General features: G+C 31.3%; 22 protein-coding genes and 1 riboswitch. Of the genes, 5 read left to right on the plus strand and 17 right to left on the minus strand.

What is annotated here, in order from left to right; genetic code table 11:
• Positions 1-840: sensor histidine kinase (locus ACWI69_RS01010; RefSeq protein WP_448820013.1), on the plus strand; the 840-nt coding region annotated here is incomplete at its 5' end.
• Positions 841-881: 41 nt separating this feature from the next.
• Positions 882-2,444 (plus strand): ArnT family glycosyltransferase, encoded by a 1,563-nt coding sequence (locus tag ACWI69_RS01015; RefSeq protein WP_448820014.1) that lies wholly within the window; start codon positions 882-884, stop codon positions 2,442-2,444.
• Between the two features lie 93 nt (positions 2,445-2,537).
• On the opposite strand, the gene ACWI69_RS01020 is transcribed toward ACWI69_RS01015, so the two are convergent.
• The 14 genes from ACWI69_RS01020 to ACWI69_RS01085 form a co-directional block, all read right to left on the minus strand.
• A complete protein-coding gene (locus ACWI69_RS01020; RefSeq protein WP_448820015.1) occupies positions 2,538-2,780 on the minus strand; it encodes a hypothetical protein in 243 nt (80 codons plus the stop codon).
• A gap of 148 nt (positions 2,781-2,928) precedes the next feature.
• A complete protein-coding gene (gene cobK / locus ACWI69_RS01025; protein WP_448820016.1) occupies positions 2,929-3,681 on the minus strand; it encodes a precorrin-6A reductase in 753 nt (250 codons plus the stop codon).
• Entirely contained in the window at positions 3,678-4,409 is a 732-nt protein-coding gene (gene cobJ / locus ACWI69_RS01030; protein WP_448820017.1) for a precorrin-3B C(17)-methyltransferase, read from the minus strand. The genes cobK and cobJ overlap by 4 nt, the downstream gene beginning before the upstream one ends.
• On the minus strand, positions 4,396-5,382 hold the full coding sequence (gene cbiG / locus ACWI69_RS01035) for a cobalt-precorrin 5A hydrolase (RefSeq protein ID WP_448820018.1): 987 nt from the start codon (positions 5,380-5,382) through the stop codon (positions 4,396-4,398). The genes cobJ and cbiG overlap by 14 nt, the downstream gene beginning before the upstream one ends.
• Positions 5,383-5,388: 6 nt before the next feature.
• Complete coding sequence (cobM, locus tag ACWI69_RS01040; RefSeq protein WP_448820019.1) at positions 5,389-6,144, minus strand: precorrin-4 C(11)-methyltransferase; 756 nt, start codon at positions 6,142-6,144, stop codon at positions 5,389-5,391.
• On the minus strand, positions 6,123-6,848 hold the full coding sequence (cobI, locus tag ACWI69_RS01045) for a precorrin-2 C(20)-methyltransferase (RefSeq protein ID WP_448820020.1): 726 nt from the start codon (positions 6,846-6,848) through the stop codon (positions 6,123-6,125). Before cobI ends, cobM begins: the two co-directional genes overlap by 22 nt.
• Positions 6,848-7,423 carry a precorrin-6Y C5,15-methyltransferase (decarboxylating) subunit CbiT gene (gene cbiT, locus ACWI69_RS01050; protein WP_448820021.1) on the minus strand — a complete coding sequence of 192 codons (576 nt, stop codon included), beginning with the start codon at positions 7,421-7,423 and terminating at the stop codon, positions 6,848-6,850. The genes cobI and cbiT overlap by 1 nt, the downstream gene beginning before the upstream one ends.
• Before the next feature lie 3 nt (positions 7,424-7,426).
• Positions 7,427-8,056, minus strand: coding sequence for a precorrin-6y C5,15-methyltransferase (decarboxylating) subunit CbiE (cbiE, locus tag ACWI69_RS01055; protein ID WP_448820022.1), 630 nt, complete (start codon positions 8,054-8,056; stop codon positions 7,427-7,429).
• A complete protein-coding gene (cbiD, locus tag ACWI69_RS01060) occupies positions 8,049-9,176 on the minus strand; it encodes a cobalt-precorrin-5B (C(1))-methyltransferase CbiD (protein ID WP_448820098.1) in 1,128 nt (375 codons plus the stop codon). The genes cbiE and cbiD overlap by 8 nt, the downstream gene beginning before the upstream one ends.
• Positions 9,173-9,817 carry a precorrin-8X methylmutase gene (locus tag ACWI69_RS01065; RefSeq protein ID WP_448820023.1) on the minus strand — a complete coding sequence of 215 codons (645 nt, stop codon included), beginning with the start codon at positions 9,815-9,817 and terminating at the stop codon, positions 9,173-9,175. Before ACWI69_RS01065 ends, cbiD begins: the two co-directional genes overlap by 4 nt.
• On the minus strand, positions 9,805-11,133 hold the full coding sequence (locus ACWI69_RS01070; RefSeq protein ID WP_448820024.1) for a cobyrinate a,c-diamide synthase: 1,329 nt from the start codon (positions 11,131-11,133) through the stop codon (positions 9,805-9,807). The genes ACWI69_RS01065 and ACWI69_RS01070 overlap by 13 nt, the downstream gene beginning before the upstream one ends.
• Complete coding sequence (cobD, locus tag ACWI69_RS01075) at positions 11,133-12,185, minus strand: threonine-phosphate decarboxylase CobD (RefSeq protein ID WP_448820025.1); 1,053 nt, start codon at positions 12,183-12,185, stop codon at positions 11,133-11,135. Before cobD ends, ACWI69_RS01070 begins: the two co-directional genes overlap by 1 nt.
• A gap of 20 nt (positions 12,186-12,205) precedes the next feature.
• Complete coding sequence (cbiB, locus tag ACWI69_RS01080; RefSeq protein WP_448820026.1) at positions 12,206-13,153, minus strand: adenosylcobinamide-phosphate synthase CbiB; 948 nt, start codon at positions 13,151-13,153, stop codon at positions 12,206-12,208.
• Positions 13,153-14,637, minus strand: a complete 1,485-nt coding sequence (locus ACWI69_RS01085; protein ID WP_448820027.1) for a cobyric acid synthase — start codon at positions 14,635-14,637, stop codon at positions 13,153-13,155. The genes cbiB and ACWI69_RS01085 overlap by 1 nt, the downstream gene beginning before the upstream one ends.
• Positions 14,638-14,763: 126 nt before the next feature.
• Positions 14,764-14,941, minus strand: a riboswitch (cobalamin riboswitch).
• A gap of 195 nt (positions 14,942-15,136) precedes the next feature.
• On the opposite strand from ACWI69_RS01085, the gene ACWI69_RS01090 reads away from it, so the two are divergent.
• On the plus strand, positions 15,137-16,675 hold the full coding sequence (locus ACWI69_RS01090; protein ID WP_448820028.1) for a hypothetical protein: 1,539 nt from the start codon (positions 15,137-15,139) through the stop codon (positions 16,673-16,675).
• Between the two features lie 62 nt (positions 16,676-16,737).
• Here the strand turns inward: ACWI69_RS01090 and ACWI69_RS01095 are convergent, their stop codons facing one another.
• The 3 genes from ACWI69_RS01095 to ACWI69_RS01105 form a co-directional block, all read right to left on the minus strand.
• Complete coding sequence (locus ACWI69_RS01095) at positions 16,738-16,971, minus strand: diol dehydratase small subunit (protein WP_448820029.1); 234 nt, start codon at positions 16,969-16,971, stop codon at positions 16,738-16,740.
• A 27-nt stretch (positions 16,972-16,998) separates the two neighbouring features.
• Entirely contained in the window at positions 16,999-17,358 is a 360-nt protein-coding gene (locus ACWI69_RS01100; protein WP_448820030.1) for a YMGG-like glycine zipper-containing protein, read from the minus strand.
• Positions 17,359-17,443: 85 nt separating this feature from the next.
• Positions 17,444-17,605: a DUF6693 family protein gene (locus ACWI69_RS01105; RefSeq protein WP_448820031.1), complete on the minus strand. Its 162-nt coding sequence runs from the start codon at positions 17,603-17,605 to the stop codon at positions 17,444-17,446.
• 162 nt (positions 17,606-17,767) lie between these two features.
• Here ACWI69_RS01105 and ACWI69_RS01110 point away from each other — a divergent pair, with 162 nt between their 5' ends.
• Together ACWI69_RS01110 and ACWI69_RS01115 are read left to right on the plus strand one after the other, a co-directional pair.
• A complete protein-coding gene (locus ACWI69_RS01110) occupies positions 17,768-18,445 on the plus strand; it encodes a flavin reductase family protein (RefSeq protein WP_448820032.1) in 678 nt (225 codons plus the stop codon).
• Between the two features lie 70 nt (positions 18,446-18,515).
• On the plus strand, positions 18,516-19,871 hold the full coding sequence (locus ACWI69_RS01115; protein WP_448820033.1) for an MATE family efflux transporter: 1,356 nt from the start codon (positions 18,516-18,518) through the stop codon (positions 19,869-19,871).
• Positions 19,872-19,877 lie beyond the last annotated feature (6 nt).

Raw genomic sequence — 19,877 nt, forward strand, 5'->3', positions numbered from 1 at the left:
TTTGCTTTCACAATATTGTTTAAAAAAATAAAAAAACAACTCTCTCTATTAGAAAATATAAATTCAAATATCACTTTGGAGAACTTAAAAGTTATAAAACCTACTAACTATTTTAAAGAGTTTGACAACATCCTATATTCATATGAAGATATGCTACTGAGACTGGATACACAAAATAAAAAACAAATCGAGTTTGTACAAAATTCATCTCATGAACTAAAAACTCCTCTTTTCATAATCGGTGGATATATTGATATGATTAAGCGTTGGGGGAAAAAAGACCCAGAAATATTTAATGAAGCTTTAACTTCTATTGAGGATGAAACAAAAAGTATGAACTTACTTATTGAAAAACTTTTATTTATTGCAAAAGAGTCTGAAATAAAGAGTGAACGAAATGAAGTTGAACTCTCTGAGGTCATTTTAGGATGTATCTCCAGCTTAAAACACCAGTATCCTGAATCTAGTATTAACTTTACTCCTGAGTATACAATCATTCAATCGGATGAGGGACTAATAAAATTGCTAATAAAAAATATTTTAGAAAATTCTATTAAATATGGAAAAAATGAGCCAATTGATATAACCATTGCAAACGATACTGAACAGAATCAAGCTATTTTAACCATTGAGGACCATGGACTTGGAATGTCTCCTAATGAACTACACCACATCTATGATCGATTCTTTAGAGCCAATAAATCTCGTAGTAAAGACATCCAAGGACACGGGCTTGGAATGTCTATCGTTAAAAGAATTGTAAGTCTTTTAAATTTGGATATAAAAATTTCTAGCGCTCCAAATGTAGGAACAACTGTTAAAATATTTTTTAATTTATAAAATTTCCACTATACTTTAAAAATTTCAAGGAGGCTTTACCGATGTTCAAAGATAAAAAACTTTTATCGATTTTAGGCTTAAGTTTTATCTCTTTCTTCAGTACAATTTGGATTCGAAAGGCAGATTTAATGGAATCCAGAAATTTTATTACTGCGAGAGAGATTGTTTTTAATAATAAATGGTTTGTCACGACTTTAAATGGACAATATCGATTTGAAAAACCTCCACTACCAACTTGGTTTACTGCGATTGTTATGAAAATTTCAAATAACTTTTCCGACGAATGGATACTTCGATTACCTGTAGCTTTAGTTTCCATTTTATTAATCTTTTATATATATCGATTTGTTCAAGAGTTGTCCAAAAATAAAACTCTCCCTTTTTTGGTGTCTTTTGTTGCTCTAACTACATTTATGATAACAAAAGTTGGAGGAGAAAATGCTTGGGATGCGTATCCATATATCTTCATGTTTGGATCAATCACCTATCTTTTAAAAAGTATAAATTCTAAAAGTAACTGGAACCTCCTACTGGCAGCTGTACTTTTAGCTGCTTCTTTGCTGAGTAAGGGACCTGTGGCTATCTATGGAATGTTTCTCCCCTTTGTTATATCGTATATTTGGGTTTATAAATTAAAAAAAATAAAAGATAACAGTGGAAGAATTACCATCTACATCTTAATAGGATTGATTTTGGCATCTATTTGGCCTATTGCTATGATTTTAGAAAACAAAGAACTATTTTTTGCAGTTATGGATAAAGAGAAAGATACATGGACAAGTAAACATATTAAAAGTTTTTTCTTCTATCTTAACTATTTTTACTTTATGGGAGTCTGGATGTTTTTCGCCATTGCCACTTTTTTTAAGAAATGGTGTCTAAAAAGCAATGATGAAAACAAACTTTTTAAACTTGGAATTCTTTGGTCCATTTTAACTTTCTTGCTACTGTCATTTATAAAAATGAAAAAAGAAAGATATGGTTTCCCAATGTATATAGTATCCTCTATTCCAATCGGCATCATTTTAAACTACTATTTAAACAGTAATTGGAATATTTTAAAAAAATCAGATAAAGTCTTATTTTATATCCAAGCTATTTTTATAGCAATTCTGTCTATTGGAAGCATCGGAATTATCTTATGGAAAAAACCTACTCTTTACTACTTAGCTATTCCATTTATTATTTTACTAGTGTATCTTTTCAAAGATAAGCTAACTGATAAAGAAAATTTTAAAAAAAGAGTAATATATCTAAGTGGCTTTCTTTTGCTAATAGTTAACTGTAACTTAACATGGATTGTCGAAAATGAAATTCGTAATAAAAAATCTTCAAATATAACGCCTTTGGAAACTCTGCAAAAAAATAAAAAACTGTTTAATATCTATTCAAATGATTTTACTATTGAGGATGTCTGGAGTGTTGGACAAAATATACTCACTTTGGATAATACTACCAATCTCCCTGAAAAGTTCTATATTCTATCTAAAAATTCTAATTTTGCTTTAGAAAATAACTATAATATAGAATCTAAAGAAACTTATAGCAGATTTAAAGATGATGATGCTCTTATATATATCTATAAAGTTATCAACAATAGATAGTTAATTTTACTTTTAAATATAAAAAGAAAAAAGACTGTGTCTACTCAGTCTTTTCTCTTTTCACTTTATTATCCACACTTTATCTAAAATAGTTTATCTCAATTTATTTATGATGAATTTAACATTTTTTCCACTGACCTCTGCAAGTTCCTCTTCCTCAACCGGCACAGCTCTTAAAATATTATTTTCATAGTTAAAAATCTCTTGTGTTTTAGTTATTACAGAACTTTTTAAAGAAAATTGGTTGTTCTTAATCTCCTTATTTTTTAGACCTTTTGCATATATATTTATCGCTAATAATAATCCTGCTGTAATATACACAATTTTTTTACTCATTTTTGACCTGCCTCCATATATTTCATATAACGTAAATATACAGTTTTTCATATAAAATGTCAATGTCATTATATAAATAATGAATAATATAATCATTTATATAATAAATAATTACTATATTTTAAATTTATGTTTTGTTAAATGTCATTTAATTTGTTTTTTGAATTATATGTTTTATAAGTTCTTTTATATCAGAGAATACCACTGGGTATTCTACATTTGGTCTGGACAACATTATTGATATTGCTCCAACCTCTCTTGCACTCTCTATTTTTTCTCTCTCTCCACCTGTGCTTCCACCTTTTTTACTCACAATATATTTTATATCAAGTTGTCTCATCATTGCAATATTTAACTCTTTGGAAAACGGTCCTTGCATAGCTATAATATTTTTAGGTAAAATCCCTAAATCCTCAGCTTTTTTTACCATTTCCCATTTAGGAAGAATTCTAAAATATATGTTTGATTTATTTTTTATATTTTCAAACCGGTAAAGATTATTACTTCCCAATGTTACCAAGATATTTCCCTCTAAAGTTTCTAAATACTTTATCATAAAATCCAACTCTGAAAACTCTACAACTCCATCTTCAGATACTAAATTCTCTCTCTCAAATCTTACATACTCAATACCACTCAATTTTGAACATTCAATAGCATTTTTAGAGACCTCCTCCGCATATGGATGGGATAAATCTACAATTTGTTCAATATTATTTTCTTTTACAAAACTTCTCATGTTATTTAGATCTAATCTTTTACAAAATATCTTTATATCTTTCATCTCTTCCAGCAACTTTCCACCATACTCTGTTGCAGTTGTCACTACCAGCCTCTTTTTAAAAGGAAAGGACTCTATAAAATCCCTAGAGTCCTTTGTTCCACCTATAACCCAAATCATATATGATACCCTCTTGGAGTTATCATTCTATCATTAGAAACATATGTTTTTGAGTTCCCTATTATAACAACTGTAAACATATCTATTTCATAATTTAAAAAGTCTTGTAAATTCGTTAAAGTATAGTTTTCGTCCTCTCTTCCAACGTGCCTCAACAACGCAACTGGAGTTTCTGGTGCTTTATGTTTTAACATTAGTTCTCTAGCTTCAACTATTTGAGTTGTTCTCCCTTTACTTTTCGGATTATAAAGAGATATTATAAAATCTCCCTCTGCAGCTTTATCAATTCTTTTTGTTATTACATCCCAATCGGTTAATAAATCACTCAAACTTATTGTCGCATGATCATGCATCAAAGGAGCTCCCACAACTGCCGCTCCAGCCACTGATGATGTCACACCAGGAATAACCTCAACTTCGTATCCCTCTTTTTGAGCTATCTCTATCATTATTCCAGCCATTCCATAAATCCCAGCGTCTCCACTACTAATCAATGCCACATCTTTTCCAGACTTAGCAATTTCCAACACTTGCTCACATCTAGCAACCTCTTTTTTCATCCCAGACACATAAAATTCTTTTTCGGCAAACTCATCTTTTACTAAGTCTACATAAGTTATATATCCTGCTATTACATCCACATTTTTTAAAATTCTATAAGCTCTGACCGTAATATCGTCCATATTCCCTGGACCTATTCCTACAACATATATTTTACCTTTTTTCATAAACAGATCTCTCCTCATAGATAGAAATTGTTATTCCATCCTTTTTTGCTTTTATTTCTATAAATTTTCCATTTTTACTTGATGTTAAATATGCACATGGTTCCGAGACAGCTCTTACACCTATCTCTTTTTTAACAAAATCTGATCCTTGAAACATATTTTCCACTGTTAATATCTCTTCTCTACTAACAATCTTTAACTCTTTTCCCAATTTTCTGACAGTTTCAACAATTCCTTTTTCATCAGCTTTCAAATCCACCGTTGCAAAATGTTTTATACTTTTAACCGAAAGATTATATTTTTTTAATGTCTCCATTAAAAATTCATAAACTTTCTCCTCTTCAATTCCTCTTCTCGATCCTATACCTATAACTAAATTCTCAGGATATAGATGTATGGTTTCTATGTTTTCTTTATTTGAAACAATCATAACTCCTTCTGGATTTTCATCACATATATTCTTAGGAAGGCTCAACTCAACATTTTTCCCGTCCACTATCAAAGATGTAACTTTTTTAGCCTTTTCTAAAGATTCCAATCTACAATTTAATTTTTGAGATAAAGTGTCCACTGCTATTTTTCCTGTTACATCTGAACTAGTTGTTATAATTGGAACCAGTCCAAATATCTCATGAAGCTTTTGAGCCAAATCGTTTGCTCCACCTAAATGTCCAGAAAGAAGAGATATTACAAAATTCATTCCTTCATCTATTACAACTACTGCTGGATCCGTATCTTTAGATTTTATTAAAGAAGCAATTTTCCGAATAACAATTCCAGTTGCCATTATAAAAATATGTCCATCATATTCATTAAAAACACTATTTAATTTATCAGTAAAATTTTCTATCTGAATACTGTCAGCTATTTTAAATTTTGAAAGGGTAAAAACATCAACTCCTTTAATTTTATTCCCAATCTCTATTCCATTTAGCCCTGCTCCCCTTGTTACAGTCCATACTGCCAGCTTCACTATTTCTCAATTCCTTTTTCTGAATTCATGTGTAAAATATTTATCATATAGTAAAGATTTCTCATATTTATCCCCTAAAAAATCTCCTACTAAAATTTGAGCTGTTTTAGTTATATTGTCTTTTTTAACTTTTTCTTCAATTGTTTCTAATGTTCCTAAAACAATTTTCTGATCTTCCCAAGTAGCTCTTTGAACAACCGCTATCGGGGTAGTCATTGGATAATGGGTTGCCAACCTCTTTACAACATCACCTATCATATGTACCGATAAGAAAATTGCCATTGAAGCTCTGTGTGACGCTAACGACTCTAAACTTTCTTTTTCTGGAACTGGAGTTCTCCCTTCTAATCTTGTACAAATTACTGTTTGAGATATACTAGGTAGAGTAAATTCTTTTTTTACTGCAGCTGCTGAAGCTAAAAATGAACTCACTCCCGGAATTACCTCATATTCTATTCCATGCTCATCTAGCATATCCATCTGTTCTCTATGAGCCCCGAATATTGCAGGGTCTCCCGTATGTACTCTAACAACTTTTTTTCCCTCTTTTACAGCTTTTACAGTTACATCTATAACCTCTTCTAAAGTCATTGAGGCTGAGTTATAAATCATTGCCCCATCTTTATGACATTCTATAACTTGTCTTGGAACTAAAGAGCCCGCATAAATTATCACATCCGCTTCCTTGACCAATCTTTGACCTTTAACTGTAATCAATTCTGGGTCTCCCGGTCCTGCTCCTATGAAATAAACTTTTTCCATTGATTGATACCACCTTTTTTTAGTATTAACGTTGTAAAGTAAGGAATCTCTTCCTCGTTCATCTTTGTTAAATCAAAATTTATCTCCTGCGTCTCTTTACCACAGTTTGAAACCATTATTACATTTTCTAAATTTCCTGTAATTTCCAACCCTTCCCTAAGTTTATCAAAATTTCTAGATACCTTCATAAATACAATATTATCCGCCGAATTTATTTCACCAACAATATCTGTTTCCCCATTTAATGATACCACTTTTAAAGATTCCTCTCCTATAACCAGTGGTAAATTAAATCTCGAAGACATATCCGAAAAAGATGATATTCCAGGGATTGTCTCCACTGGTATCATACCGTCTAAATATTCAAGAATATAAACATATGTGCTATACGTCATTGGATCGCCAATTGTTAAAAATCCAACTTTCTTCCCATCCCTTAAATGTTCAAGTATCATATCAGCATTTCTTTTTCTAAACTCTTTTCTGGCTTCTACACTTTTTAACATTGGAAACTCAACAAACAAAGTTTCTGCTCCATCTTTTAAGTATTCTCTGGCTATTTCGTATGCCGTACTTCCCTCAGACCTTTTAGCCTCCGGTAAAACTACCACATCCAGCTCTTTAAAAGCTCTTATAGCCTTTAGCGTTAACATTTCAGGATCTCCCACTCCCACTCCTATTCCATAAAACTTTGCTGTCGACATTACTTCGTTTCCTCCTTATCCGCTGCTATTATATATATTGGATTTTCTCCATACATCATTGTATATGGTCCTACATTCTTGCCTCTAGATACAATAACATTTACAACTTCTATATTTTTAAAATTTAACTCTTTTAAAAGTTTTGTAGCATCCGCTAAAGTCTCTAAAGTTATTGCATTTATAACCACTCTAGAGCCCTTTTTTGAGTATTTAATAAAATGTTCAAGTATAGTTCTCATTGAACCTGTTGACCCACCGATAAACATTCTATCATACTTTATAGTTGGTATTGCTTCTGGAGCTCTACCAACAACCACTTCTATATTATCTAATCGAAACCTATTTATATTTTCTTTTAAAGTTTCAATACCTTTTTCTTCTTTTTCAATGGCAAAAACTTTACCATTCCTTAAATATGTCGCTGCCTCTATTCCTATAGTTCCAGTTCCAGCCCCCACATCTATTAAAACAGAATCATCTTGCAATTGTAATTTTGCTATAGAAATTGCCCTAATCTCTTGTTTTGTCATAGGTAGCTCTTTTTGAACAAACTCTTTATCATAAATATGTCCCATCTCTCAAACCTTTCTTATAATTGTTACATTCATTCCATATTTTTTATTGTATTTTGTGTAATCTTTAACTAAAAATCTTGTAATAGCTTCATCTTTGTAGGAAAGTCTCTCTCCTACAATAATTTCAGCATCTATAACTCCATTTTTCACAAGTGTTTTGCTTATTTCTATTGGATTATTTTCTTCGTCGGTCAATAACACTACTCCACTTTTACTATTTTTAAATATCTCTATATAGTCATTTTTTCTCCCATGAACACTGCAAAGTTGATAGTGTTCCCAAGTCAATTCTATTTTAGAAAATAGATATTGGAAAGAGGATATTCCCGGAATAACATTAAACTTTTGTTCAGGAAAACTCTTTTTTAAATACGTAAGTAAACTATAGTAACCTGTATCCCCAGAAACTATAAATACCATATTTCTATCTAAATTTTCTAAAACGAATCCCTTCATCTCCTCCAATTTTTTCATGACGTAGGTATGTTGGTCAGTTAAAAGAGAGCTAATCTCTTCCAATTGTCTCCCACCACCTATTACTATCTCTGAATTTTTTATTCTGTCTATCCCTGCCTTTGTCATATAATCAAGATTTCCCGGTCCAAGTCCAACTACTGATATCTCTTTACTCAATTTTTATCTCCTCTAACATACTGTAAAATCTATCACTATATCCTAAAATGTCTCCTCTGTAATTAAAAAGAATTGACTGAAACTCTATATTATCTCTTGAAAACTCAGTTGATTTCTTTGCTACTTTATTAGCAATTAAACTAAATAAACTCTCTTTTTTAGATATATACTCCGTGGCTTCTTCGGCTGTATTTGCCTCTAAGACTTTTAAAATATTTTCTCTAGGTTCATCTATCAAGATAGCATTTGCTGCAATTATTTCCAATCGAGCATCAGCTACTCGACTATGAGTATTAAAAATTCCACCTGCCACTTTAATAGCTTTCCCTATGTGTCCAATCAATAGTATTTTTTTAAATCCTAACTTCACTGCACTTTCAATCATAAAACCAATATAGTTACTCGTCACAACCATCTGTTCAATATCTATATTATTATCTACACAAAATTGCTTCCCGTGATTTCCAAAAGCGAATACAACCCATTCTCGAGGGCTATTTTCTTTCAAAACTTTTAACTCAGCAAACATAGATTTAGTAAGTGCATCTTCACTCATAGGCTTAACTATTCCAGTAGATCCTAAAATAGAAATTCCTCCCGTTATTCCCAGTTTTCCATTAAAAGTTTTCAAGGCTCTTTCCCTACCTTTTGGAACATAAATAGTTACTACTACTTTTAGTCCAGACTCTTTAAGTAGTGGATTTAGAACCTTTACTATCATCTCCTGTGGACCTGGATTTATTGCTGATTTTCCCGGTAGAACTTTAAGACCTTTTTTAGTCACTAATCCAACTCCTCTCCCACCTACTATGAGTAGATTATCAAACCTATGGGCTCTTTCTATATCCGGTAATCTCTCCACAACTCTTACCTTAGCACATACCTCTATGCCATTTGTAACATCTGGGTCATCTCCTGCATCTTTCAATACAACGCCTCTTGCCCAGTTATTTCCTCTTTTTTTCGAATGAACTGGAATATTCAACTTTATTCCATTTAGTGTTGTTATTTCGACACTTTCACCTATCTTTTTTTCCATCAAAAGATTTAATGCAACAAAAGCTGCCACACAAGCACACGTACCAGTTGTATATCCTGTTCTTAGTTCTTTCTCCATCAGAATCCTTCTCTCTTATGCAACTGATATAGAATTCCGTGAAGTATTGAAACAGCTACAGGACTTCCTCCTTTTCTACCTCTAACAATGATGTATGGTATTCCACTTCCCGGTAGAATCTCTTTTGATTCAGCTGCTCCCACAAATCCCACAGGAACACCGACTATTAATGCTGGCTTTTGAACTTTTCCAGAATCTATAAGTTCTTTTAATCTAAATAGTGCTGTCGGTGCATTTCCAATCAGATATATATCCGTATTTGGGTCTTTTGCCGCGTGTTCTATTCCAACTATCGATCTAGTTACCCCTCTTTCCTTAGCTTCCTTTGCTACGTCTTTATCTGAAACTAAAGAATATGCAGAATATCCATATTTATCCAAAGTAATTTTACTTAAACCATTGGCTATCATATTGGTATCACAATATATTTTTCCACCTTTTTTTAAGGCCTCCAGACATGATTCAACTGCATCTTCTGAAATCTCCAATAAATCTGCATATTCAAAATCAGCTGTTGTATGTATAACTCTTTTTACTATCGGTAAATGAACAGAGGAAAATTGTTTTGCTTTTTCTCCCAGCTCTTCCTCTATTATTTCAAAACTTCTTATCTCTATGTCTTGTGGTCTTTTTATATACGCCATCTTTTTGCTCCTTCTAACATCTGCTTTAATATATCCAAATTTTTAAAAAAATGTAAGTGCGGGTATCCCGCTATAAGATTTTTATTTTTATAGCCACATAGCCACTCTCTACCATCAAATTTTGTTAATTTAAAAACCCTTTCATCATAACCCGTCTTATCTATACTGGAATAGTGAAACTCATGAGCTTTTCCGCTCAGCGCACCAAAACTTATATCCACATATCCAAATCTACTAATAAAAAGCTTCCCTGTCATTTTTACACTACAATCTATTAATTGTGCCATAGAATAACTTTTTTCATCCAATGTTTTTATTCCTTGACTAAGATACATAAATCCTCCACATTCTCCATAAATATGTCCTCCAGACCTATGAAACTCTCTTAAAGAATCTAAAAACTCTCTATTGCTTGACAGTTCTTCCAAATAATTTTCTGGATATCCTCCACCGAAATACAATAAATCAACCTCAGGTATTTGCTTATCTTTTATAGGAGAAAACTCTATAAGCTCTATACCCATTCTCTGTAAAAGTTCCAAATTATCCTCATAGTAAAATGAGAAAGCTTTATCTTTAGCTACTCCTACTTTTAACCCTAGATATAAATTTTCAATATTTTTAAAAATATCTACATTTTTTTCTGACTTTTTCAATCTAGCTATATCCTCTATTTTTTTTAAATCAATAGTCTTTTTAATCTCTTCTTTTAAAATCTCTTTTTTATCCTTTAAATCTTCAACTTCATCCGCTTGAAGTAATCCTAAATGTCTACTGCTGATTCCTAAGTTCTCATCTTTCCTCAGGTAGCCTAAACATGGTATTCCTGCATAGTTTTCTATGGCGTCTTTTAACATTTCGTAGAGTTTTTCACTATTTACTTTGTTTATTATAACCCCAGCTATATTAACTCTTGGATCTAAATTTTTATAGCCTAAAACCTCTGCTGCAATACTTGTACTTTTTCCTGCTGCATCCACTACTAAAATAACCGGCAAATTTAAAACTCTCGATAGATGGGCAGTGCTATAGTTATCTAGAGAATTTCCTAATCCATCATAAAGCCCCATAACCCCTTCAACAATAGATATTTTTTTACTATGTTTTTCAAAACTATACTTCACACCATCTTCACCCATTAGAAATAAGTCTAAGTTATAACTTTTATTTCCCGTTATAAATTTGTGAAAACTAGGATCTATATAGTCCGGTCCTACTTTAAAGGGTGCCACATCTTCAAAAACTGCCATAAGTCCCATAGATATTGTAGTTTTTCCTATACCACTTTTTGTTCCTGCTAAAACAAAACCTTTCATTATCTCAGCACTCTCCTTAAAGCCTCCAATACTCGCTCATTCTTTTTTCTATCTTTTATTGCTAATCTTATATAACTTTCATCTAAAAACATAAAGTTCGAGGCATCTCTTACTAATATGCCATTCTCTATCATTTTTTTTCTAAAACTTTTAGCGTTATCATTTAATAATTTCACCAGTACAAAATTAGTTTCTGTTGGAGTTACCTCTATATTCTCAAATTTGCGTAGCTCCTCATAAAACCATATTTTTTCTTTCTTTATCCAATTTTCAGTTTCATGTATATATGAAGTATCTAAAAGCATAGTTTTCCCAGCTATTTCTGCTATTCCATTCACACTCCACGGCTCTCTAATATTTTTTATTCTATTCAAAATTATTTTGTCATATGTTAATCCATAGCCCAATCTAACTCCCGGAAGTGCAAAAAACTTAGTCAATGCCCTTAAAATGAATATATTTTTATTTTTTAATGAAAACGCTGTTTTATCTTTCCATCTCTCGATAAATTCAATAAAAGCCTCATCTATAAATAGTTTTTTATTTTTTTTCTCTAAAAAATCAGCAATTTTTTTTATTTTTTCAAGGTCTTGAAACTTCCCAGTTGGATTATTTGGATTACATATAACCACAACATCCTCATCTGTTATAAACTCCAGTAGCTTATCTTCATTTAAAGAAAAATCTTTGTTCAACGGAAAGAAAGTTACATCTTTTCCTCCAGCTCTAGCAGCTCTTTCATACTCTGCAAAAGTTGGTGCGACTATCAAAATTTTCTTGCATTCTATTGCCTTCATATACAAAAATAAAACTTCTGTGGCACCATTTCCCACTACCACATTTTCTATAGAGCAGTTATTATAGTTAGCAATCGCCACTCTTAGCTCCGTATAATCTATATCTGGATATTTTTCCAAAGATTCAAAATTTTCTATAACTGCCTTTCTAAAACTATTTGGAACACCCAAAGGGTTTATATTAGAACTATAATCCAAGACATCTATCCCACTATCTCTTTTCAATTTATATATATTTCCACCATGTAAATCCATATTATTTCACTTCCCGTATCTTATAGTAGTTGAGTAAATATTGTAAATAGAATCATACCTACAAAAGATGTCATAAACATTATTCTATAACATTTTTTAATATCGTCACATTGAAACTCTTTTAATTTATCTCCTATTGTAGGCTTTTCAAAATATTTTCCAAAATATTTTGTTTTACCACCAAATTGAACTCCTATGGCTCCTGCAAAAACTGCTTCCGAATGACCAGAGTTTGGACTCGAATGATTTTTTCTGTCTCTAAAAAACACCTTTAACGGTCTTTTTATCCCCATTCCCAATATAAAAGTCGCAATTGGAATTATTAACAAACCAGATAATCTTGCTGGAATAAAATTAAAAAAATCATCCACCTTTGCTGAAACCATCCCAAAGTCTATATATCTATCATTTTTATATCCAACCATTGAATCGAGGGTATTCACTGCCTTATATCCCATTGCCAATGGCAATGCCAATGAAATTCCTCCAATTGTCATTAAACTTCCTAAAAACGCATAAAACATAGGAGCTATCACCCCATCAACACTATTTTCAGCTATTGTTTCCATTGTACTTCTCACAACTTGTATCTCATCCATTTCACCCGTATCCCTACTAACTAGATATGAGAGCTCTTTTTGAGCCTTTTTTAAATCTCCGCTTTTTAGAATTTTATATACTTTAATCCCTTCTGCCCCTAAACTCTTTGTTGCTAGAGTTGTATACAAAAAGAAAATTTCTAAAAACTGGGATGCCTTAGCTATATGGTATGAAAGTATTCCTGTTGTAAGTATAACTGTAAAAGTTAATAACCCGCCATAAACTCTTTTATTTTTCAATGAGTAGATTCTATTTTCAATAAAAGTTATATATTTTCCAATAAACCTAACTGGGTGTGGAAACCAATAGGGATCACTTAAAACTAAATCAAGTAGATACGCTATCCAAATCTTTAAAATGAAGTTCATTAGTTCTCCTCCAAAATCTTATAAATAGCTTTCATATCTATATTTTCTCTAAATATTCTTTCTAATTTATCCAACTCTTGGAGTCTATATTCATCAAAAGTTATTGCACTGTTTCTCTTTTCCAACCCTTTTTTCTTTCTTATATTATTTAAAATAAAATCGGTAAACTCTCTATTATCAAAAATACCATGCAGATATGTTCCAAAAATATTATCTTTTACTGTTGCTATTAATCTATTATCTGAGGTTATTGATTTTTCTTTCCCAGTCGTTACTCCCTGATGAATTTCATATCCCTTAACTTCAATATTTCCCAACCCCTTTAATAGCCCCATCTCTCCTTTTAATAATCCTGTATACTGCGTCGTCACTTTTTCTTTTTCCATTGTAGTTTCTATATCTAAAAGTCCCAATCCCGGTAGTTCTTTTATATCTCCCTCCACTCCATAGGGATCCAATACTTTTTCTCCTAAAATTTGAAATCCGCCACATATACCAATAATAGGAGTTCCCTTTCGAGAAATTTTTATAATCTCTTGTGCAATTCCTTTTTCTTTTATATCTTTTAAATCATCTATTGTATTTTTAGATCCAGGTATGACTATCAAGTCCTCATCTCCCAACTCATGAAATGACGTCACATAATTAACATCTACATCCTTATTTGCTAGTAAAGCATCAATATCTGTAAAGTTAGATATATGTTTAAGTTTTATAACTGAAACTTTTATATCTCCTTTTTTTGATTTAATCCTACTAAACTTTTCTGTTACTCCATCCTCGTCCTCTATGTCTAGCTCAAAGTATGGCATGACTCCTAAAATTGGAACCCCTGTCAGTTCCTCTATCTTTTCCAGTCCCGGCTTTAATATATCAACATTTCCTCTAAACTTGTTTATGATTACACCTTTTACTCTAGCTTTTTCCTCTGGTTCCATCAAAGATATAGTTCCGTATATCGACGCAAAGACGCCCCCTCTATCTATATCTGCAACTAAAATAACAGGAGCATTCACCATTTCAGCTAAACCCATATTCACTATATCATCCTGTTTTATATTTAACTCTACCGGGCTTCCAGCTCCTTCTATAACACATATTTGATTCTTAATCTTAATTGTATTATAGGCTTCAATTATATCTTTTTTTAATATCGATTTGTAATTTCCGTACTCAAGGCCTCCCATATTGCCGATAGATTTTCCATTGACAATAACTTGAATTCTCCTATCACCTGTAGGCTTTAATAAAATTGGATTCATAGTATAATGAGCTTCTTTTTCACACGCCATTGCTTGAAGTGCCTGTGCACGCCCCATCTCGTGTCCTTCTTTTGTTATATACGAATTCAATGCCATATTTTGAGATTTAAAAGGTGAAACAGTATATCCATCTTTAAAAAATGCTCTACATAACCCTGTAACTGTTATACTCTTCCCTGCACCTGAAGATGTCCCAACAACCATTATGTTCTTATGTTTCATTATATCATTTCTCCTAACTTATGAAGTTTATCGGAAATATAAAAATTGCGAAAATGAATAGAATATTGCTAATTAGAATTGAAATTGACAGTTCTAAATACAAATCTGTTCACCGCAGATTTTATATTTTCTTTTATATTCATGGCAGATATCCTGACTCAGATTCATCCTACTCTTAGGCCTTCCCATAAAAACTACAGTGGCTTAGTCTAATTTCGTCCTCCTTACAGTGGCGGGACCGTGCGAGATTTTCACTCAACTTTCCTTTTAATCAAATTATTGAACCATAAACAATATACATATTTATCATAATTATACATAATGATTATGTACAAGTCAATCTTTTTTAACGGTTTATGTTTAAAAACTAAACTATAATCGCTTAATATTTTATATAAATAAATCTATAGAAATAAATTTTAATAATAAAAAAGAAACTTTAATTTTTATTTGTAGATTAAATGTAACATATTAATTTTTTATAAGGGAGTGGTTAAGTATGAACGATGTTAAAACAAGTAAACAACCTCTTATCGTAGAGGATAGGATTATCAATGTACCTCCGTTGTTTGCAGAACTTTTCGCTTTAAATCCTAAAAATTTTAAAAAATGGCTAGTTGGAGCAAAAAATTCAAGCAAATCTTACGAAGATCTCAAGGTAAAAGATATCTTAAATACAAAAGTTAATGCTACTGTAGATGACGAAGCATTTCTTTTAGACATAACATTTGGGAATACGACACATAAACTATATCTAAAAAAACCTCAAGCTAATAAAGGATTAGATTTTATACTTACAGAAGGCGATAAATTCAAAATAGAAACTAATTTACACCTTACTGCAATAGGTGATAATAAATGTAATATTCACCTTGAAACAACACTGTTGGAAAGTAAGTATCGTTTTCACCCAATAGTGTCATTCGAATTGAAACACTTCTTCAAAAAAAGTTTAACAAACTTTATTGAGGAGTGTGAAAAAAGCTACAGCACTTTTGAAAGTGAGGAAAAAACTATAGAAGCCGAAGTTCTGAGTTTCTATCAAAACAATATAACTGCTTTTAATTCCTTGATTGAGCCACTAAAAAATGATTTAGGAGAAGATTCCTATTTGGAAATCCAAAAAAAATTAAAAACTTTGGGTATGGATACATCTGATAAAGTTACTAAAATTTTTACAAACTTAGCAGGAGTTATTCCCTCAGAAGATTTATCATTGATCAACGATAGAATTATTCAGTTTATCAAAGAGCATATATTTGTTTTAAAAGGTATTACTAAAAAAAGTAATTCAGAAAATTTAAAAGATATTAGCACTATCACCAAATTACAACTAGACAATATAAACTTTATCGTACCGCAAATATTAAAAGATATAGATTCTAGCAAAATTGTCGAAATTGAAAATCAATTGAGTGATTTATTAGCTACTATTGTTAAAGATATTGAAGATATTATAGATGAGATTAAGAATAAAGTTCCACCACAACATTTTAAAGATTTGGAACTTGGATTTATAAATATTCTTAAAACTGATTTAGATTCTGCTCAATCATTACTTGATAAAATAACTTCTGGAAATGCGACTCTTACAGCTAAAGAAGCTAAAATTTTAAGCTACTTGAAGGAATCTGTTGCTAAAGTGGAAACTACTGCGAATAATCGAGATAATCAAGCCTATGTTTCTGTTTTAAATATGATTGAAAAATCTTTAGACCAAGTTGAACAAGATATGAAAAATATTAGTTCAAATATAACTGCTGATAAAATTGAGTCTACAAAAACTTTAATAAAGTCAACAACTGACACTTCATATAAGGCTTTAACAAGCTTCTTATCCACTATGACTCCTGAAAATTTGGAAAGTAATAAGGCAAATGTTGATAAAAAAATAGATGAAATTTTAGATAGATACGTTAAAGCTATTAAAATAATTTCTCCTTCAATACCAGATGAAAAATTATCTAGCATGAAAGAAAAAGTAAAAGAGTTACTGACAAAGGAGTATGACTCGTTTTGTATATCAACTAAGAAATAAAATTTATAAAAAAATGTAGCTCCTAACAGGGCTACATTTTTTCATTAAAACCTTTTTTACTCCTAGTCCTTTCTGAGCTTTCCTTTCATCTCATAAAACACTACAGCTCTTCTAACAAAGTTAGCGTTCACTATCGCACCGTATTCGTTTTCAAGTTCGTCAGCCATAGCTAAGAGTTCCTCTTTGGATAGTCTATTAGCTCTTAGAGCACTATAAACTTCCAATATTTTTTCATCCAAAACACTTTGTAATACGATATTACCCGACAATTTTCTACTTGTAGTTTTTGAATTCATTTCTATCCCCTTCAACTGGAGTTCTTCTTAATAAGGCTGACTATAGTAAGGTTTATTGTATTGTGGTTGATTATACTGTGGCTGATTGTTATAGTATGGTTGATTATATTGTGGCTGGTTGTATTGCGGCTGATTATTGTAATATGGTTGTTGGTTAGTATCTTTTATAGCTTGTGTTTGATCCTGAACTGAACCAACTAAAGCTCCAGCTGCTGCTCCTATTCCTGCCCCTAAAAGAGTAGCTCCTGTATCTCCACCTATTGCTTGCCCTAAAAGTGCTCCTGCACCTGCTCCAACTGTTGTTGATCCAATTGTATTCGATCCAACATTTGAGCAACCTGATAAAATCATTACTGATAAAACTGATAATATTAAATATTTTTTCATATAAACTCCTCTCCTAATAGTTCTTTGATGTTTTTAATATTTTTTAATTATTTAAGTCCCTATTTAATAGCTTTCATATTCATTGCTATTCTTCCACAATGACAGTTCTATTTATCATAAACTTTATAAGGGAGAATAAAAAGAATGGAGAGGCTAAGCCAAAAGTTATTATGACTAAAATTGTCCATCCCAGTAAAAATAACAAACTATCTGCAAATCCTACATCACATCTTAATCTTCTTGCCATTTTTCTTCACCTCTTTTTATTTATTATCTTATTCTATAATAATATATTTTTTCTTTTAAATTTACAAGATTTTTCTAAATATCCGTATGATATTATAGACATTAAATAATTAATATTGTATAATAAAGAGATAAAATAAAAGAGAAGTAAGGAGCTATCATAATGACAAAAGAACTATTTAAAGGAAGTGTAGTTTTAAATCCTGTTCCTGCTGTAATTATAACATCTAGAAATAAAGATGGAGTAAATAATGCATTTACTGTTGCATGGACTGGTACTATTTGTACTAATCCTCCCATGCTTTCTATCTCTATTAGACCTGAGAGATTATCGTACGAATACATCAAAGAAACAATGGAATTCACAGTCAACCTACCTAACACTTTCCAAGTGAGAGAAACTGATTACTGTGGAGTTATCTCTGGAAGAGAGGTCGATAAAATCAAACATCTTGGATTGACAGCTAAGCCCGGAGAATATGTTAATTCACCATATTTAGAGGAGTTTCCTATAAACATTGAATGTAAGGTTAAACAAATTATACCTCTTGGAACTCACGATTTATTTTTAGCTGAAGTGGTTGGTTCTCATATCAATAAAAATATTATTGATGAAAAGGGTAAGATTCATTTTGAATGGGCAAATTTAATTAACTACTGTCATGGTGAGTATTTTCCAATGTCTAAAAAACCTATCGGTCAGTTTGGTTTCTCTGTTGCTAAAAATCCCCTGTTAATAGAAAAATATAAACATATAAAGTCTTATACAGAATACAAAGATGAAAAAAACAAGAAAAAACCTAGAAAAAAAATTAAGGGAAAAATTAAAAAGAAAAAATAAAATACAATATAAAAGAGCAGATGGGCAGCTTATAACCCATCTGCTCTTTAATTTACAAAAGGAGTGTCGTATGTTTCAAAAGTTTAAATTCGAAAAAAGTTTTATTAAAATGTTAATGGCTCTAGCCATTCCCATCATTTTACAAAGTTTAATCACAGCATCATTAAATCTTCTTGATAACATTATGGTTGGAAAACTTGGAGAAAGCGAAATTGCTGCAGTTGGCTTATCCAACCAGTTTTATATGATTTTTTTCTACTCGGTAGCTGGTATCGGAATGGGAGCTTCTATTTTTATGTCCCAACTTTGGGGTAAAAAAGATGTAAAAAAAATCCATGAATTTTTGGATTTATCTCTTATAATCTCCCTTGGAGTCTCTATTCTATTTGCTGCAGTAGCATTTATTTTTCCGGCAAATATAATCCATATTTTTTTAAATGACCCAGTTGTTACTTCCTTAGGGATTAGTTACTTAAGAATTGTTGCTGTAAGCTATATTCTATCATCTATAACTCTAGCTTATTCAATGGCCTTACGAAGTACAGCACAAACTAAATTACCTATGTATGGAAGTATTGTTGGAATTGCTTTTAATGGTCTTTTAAATTATATTTTTATATTTGGTAAATTGAGAGCTCCTAAAATGGGAGTAGCTGGTGCTGCTTTAGGAACAACTATTTCTAGAGCTATGGAGCTTAGTTTTATTTTATTTATGATTTATAACTACAACAATGTTATTGCCACAAAATTTCATAGTTTAAAAGAACTATCTATAAAAAAATTAAATGAGTTCTTTAGAATCGCCTCTCCAGTTATTTTTAATGACATCATGTGGATTTTAGGAATTTCAACCTATTCCATTGCTTATGCTAAGCTCGGTGTTAATGCTACTGCAACCATGCAAATTGCAATTACTGTCAATAATATGTTTAATATATTTGGTATTGGTATTGGAGCTGCTTCAGCTATAATCATTGGAAATAAAATTGGTGCTGGTTTAAGAGAGGAAGCTCACTTTCTTTCTATAAAAATCTCTCAATTTGGAGTTTTCTTGGGAGTAGTTATCGGTATCATCTTCTACCTTATTTCACCTATTTTTGCAGGAATATTTAAAATAACTCCCGAAACTGCTAAAAATGTAATTGCCGTTTTAAAAATAATGGCACTCTTTATTCCTGCAAGATTTTATGCTATTATACAGGTAATAGGTACTTTAAGAGGTGGTGGAGACGTTGTTTATGCGATCACAACTGAGATGATTGGAATTTGGATTATAGGAATTCCTATGGCTTTCACAGCTATTCATTTCATCCCTGAACTATCTATAACGACTTTATACTTCATAATCTGTTTAGAAGAGCTTGTCAAATGTGCAATAACTTATCCACGTGTTATGTCATATAAATGGATTAGAAGCTTAGTTTAACTCAGG

The organism is Cetobacterium sp. (genome assembly GCF_977044495.1).

Coding starts and splice junctions, on each gene's coding strand:
- ACWI69_RS01015 (WP_448820014.1), top strand. CDS start 882: ATGTTCAAAGATAAAAAACTTTTATCGATTTTAGGCTTAAGTTTTATC.
- ACWI69_RS01020 (WP_448820015.1), bottom strand. CDS start 2,780: ATGAGTAAAAAAATTGTGTATATTACAGCAGGATTATTATTAGCGATA.
- cobK (WP_448820016.1), bottom strand. CDS start 3,681: ATGATTTGGGTTATAGGTGGAACAAAGGACTCTAGGGATTTTATAGAG.
- cobJ (WP_448820017.1), bottom strand. CDS start 4,409: ATGAAAAAAGGTAAAATATATGTTGTAGGAATAGGTCCAGGGAATATG.
- cobM (WP_448820019.1), bottom strand. CDS start 6,144: ATGGAAAAAGTTTATTTCATAGGAGCAGGACCGGGAGACCCAGAATTG.
- cobI (WP_448820020.1), bottom strand. CDS start 6,848: ATGTCGACAGCAAAGTTTTATGGAATAGGAGTGGGAGTGGGAGATCCT.
- cbiT (WP_448820021.1), bottom strand. CDS start 7,423: ATGGGACATATTTATGATAAAGAGTTTGTTCAAAAAGAGCTACCTATG.
- ACWI69_RS01065 (WP_448820023.1), bottom strand. CDS start 9,817: ATGGCGTATATAAAAAGACCACAAGACATAGAGATAAGAAGTTTTGAA.
- ACWI69_RS01070 (WP_448820024.1), bottom strand. CDS start 11,133: ATGAAAGGTTTTGTTTTAGCAGGAACAAAAAGTGGTATAGGAAAAACT.
- cobD (WP_448820025.1), bottom strand. CDS start 12,185: ATGGATTTACATGGTGGAAATATATATAAATTGAAAAGAGATAGTGGG.
- cbiB (WP_448820026.1), bottom strand. CDS start 13,153: ATGAACTTCATTTTAAAGATTTGGATAGCGTATCTACTTGATTTAGTT.
- ACWI69_RS01085 (WP_448820027.1), bottom strand. CDS start 14,637: ATGAAACATAAGAACATAATGGTTGTTGGGACATCTTCAGGTGCAGGG.
- ACWI69_RS01090 (WP_448820028.1), top strand. CDS start 15,137: ATGAACGATGTTAAAACAAGTAAACAACCTCTTATCGTAGAGGATAGG.
- ACWI69_RS01095 (WP_448820029.1), bottom strand. CDS start 16,971: ATGAATTCAAAAACTACAAGTAGAAAATTGTCGGGTAATATCGTATTA.
- ACWI69_RS01100 (WP_448820030.1), bottom strand. CDS start 17,358: ATGAAAAAATATTTAATATTATCAGTTTTATCAGTAATGATTTTATCA.
- ACWI69_RS01105 (WP_448820031.1), bottom strand. CDS start 17,605: ATGGCAAGAAGATTAAGATGTGATGTAGGATTTGCAGATAGTTTGTTA.
- ACWI69_RS01110 (WP_448820032.1), top strand. CDS start 17,768: ATGACAAAAGAACTATTTAAAGGAAGTGTAGTTTTAAATCCTGTTCCT.
- ACWI69_RS01115 (WP_448820033.1), top strand. CDS start 18,516: ATGTTTCAAAAGTTTAAATTCGAAAAAAGTTTTATTAAAATGTTAATG.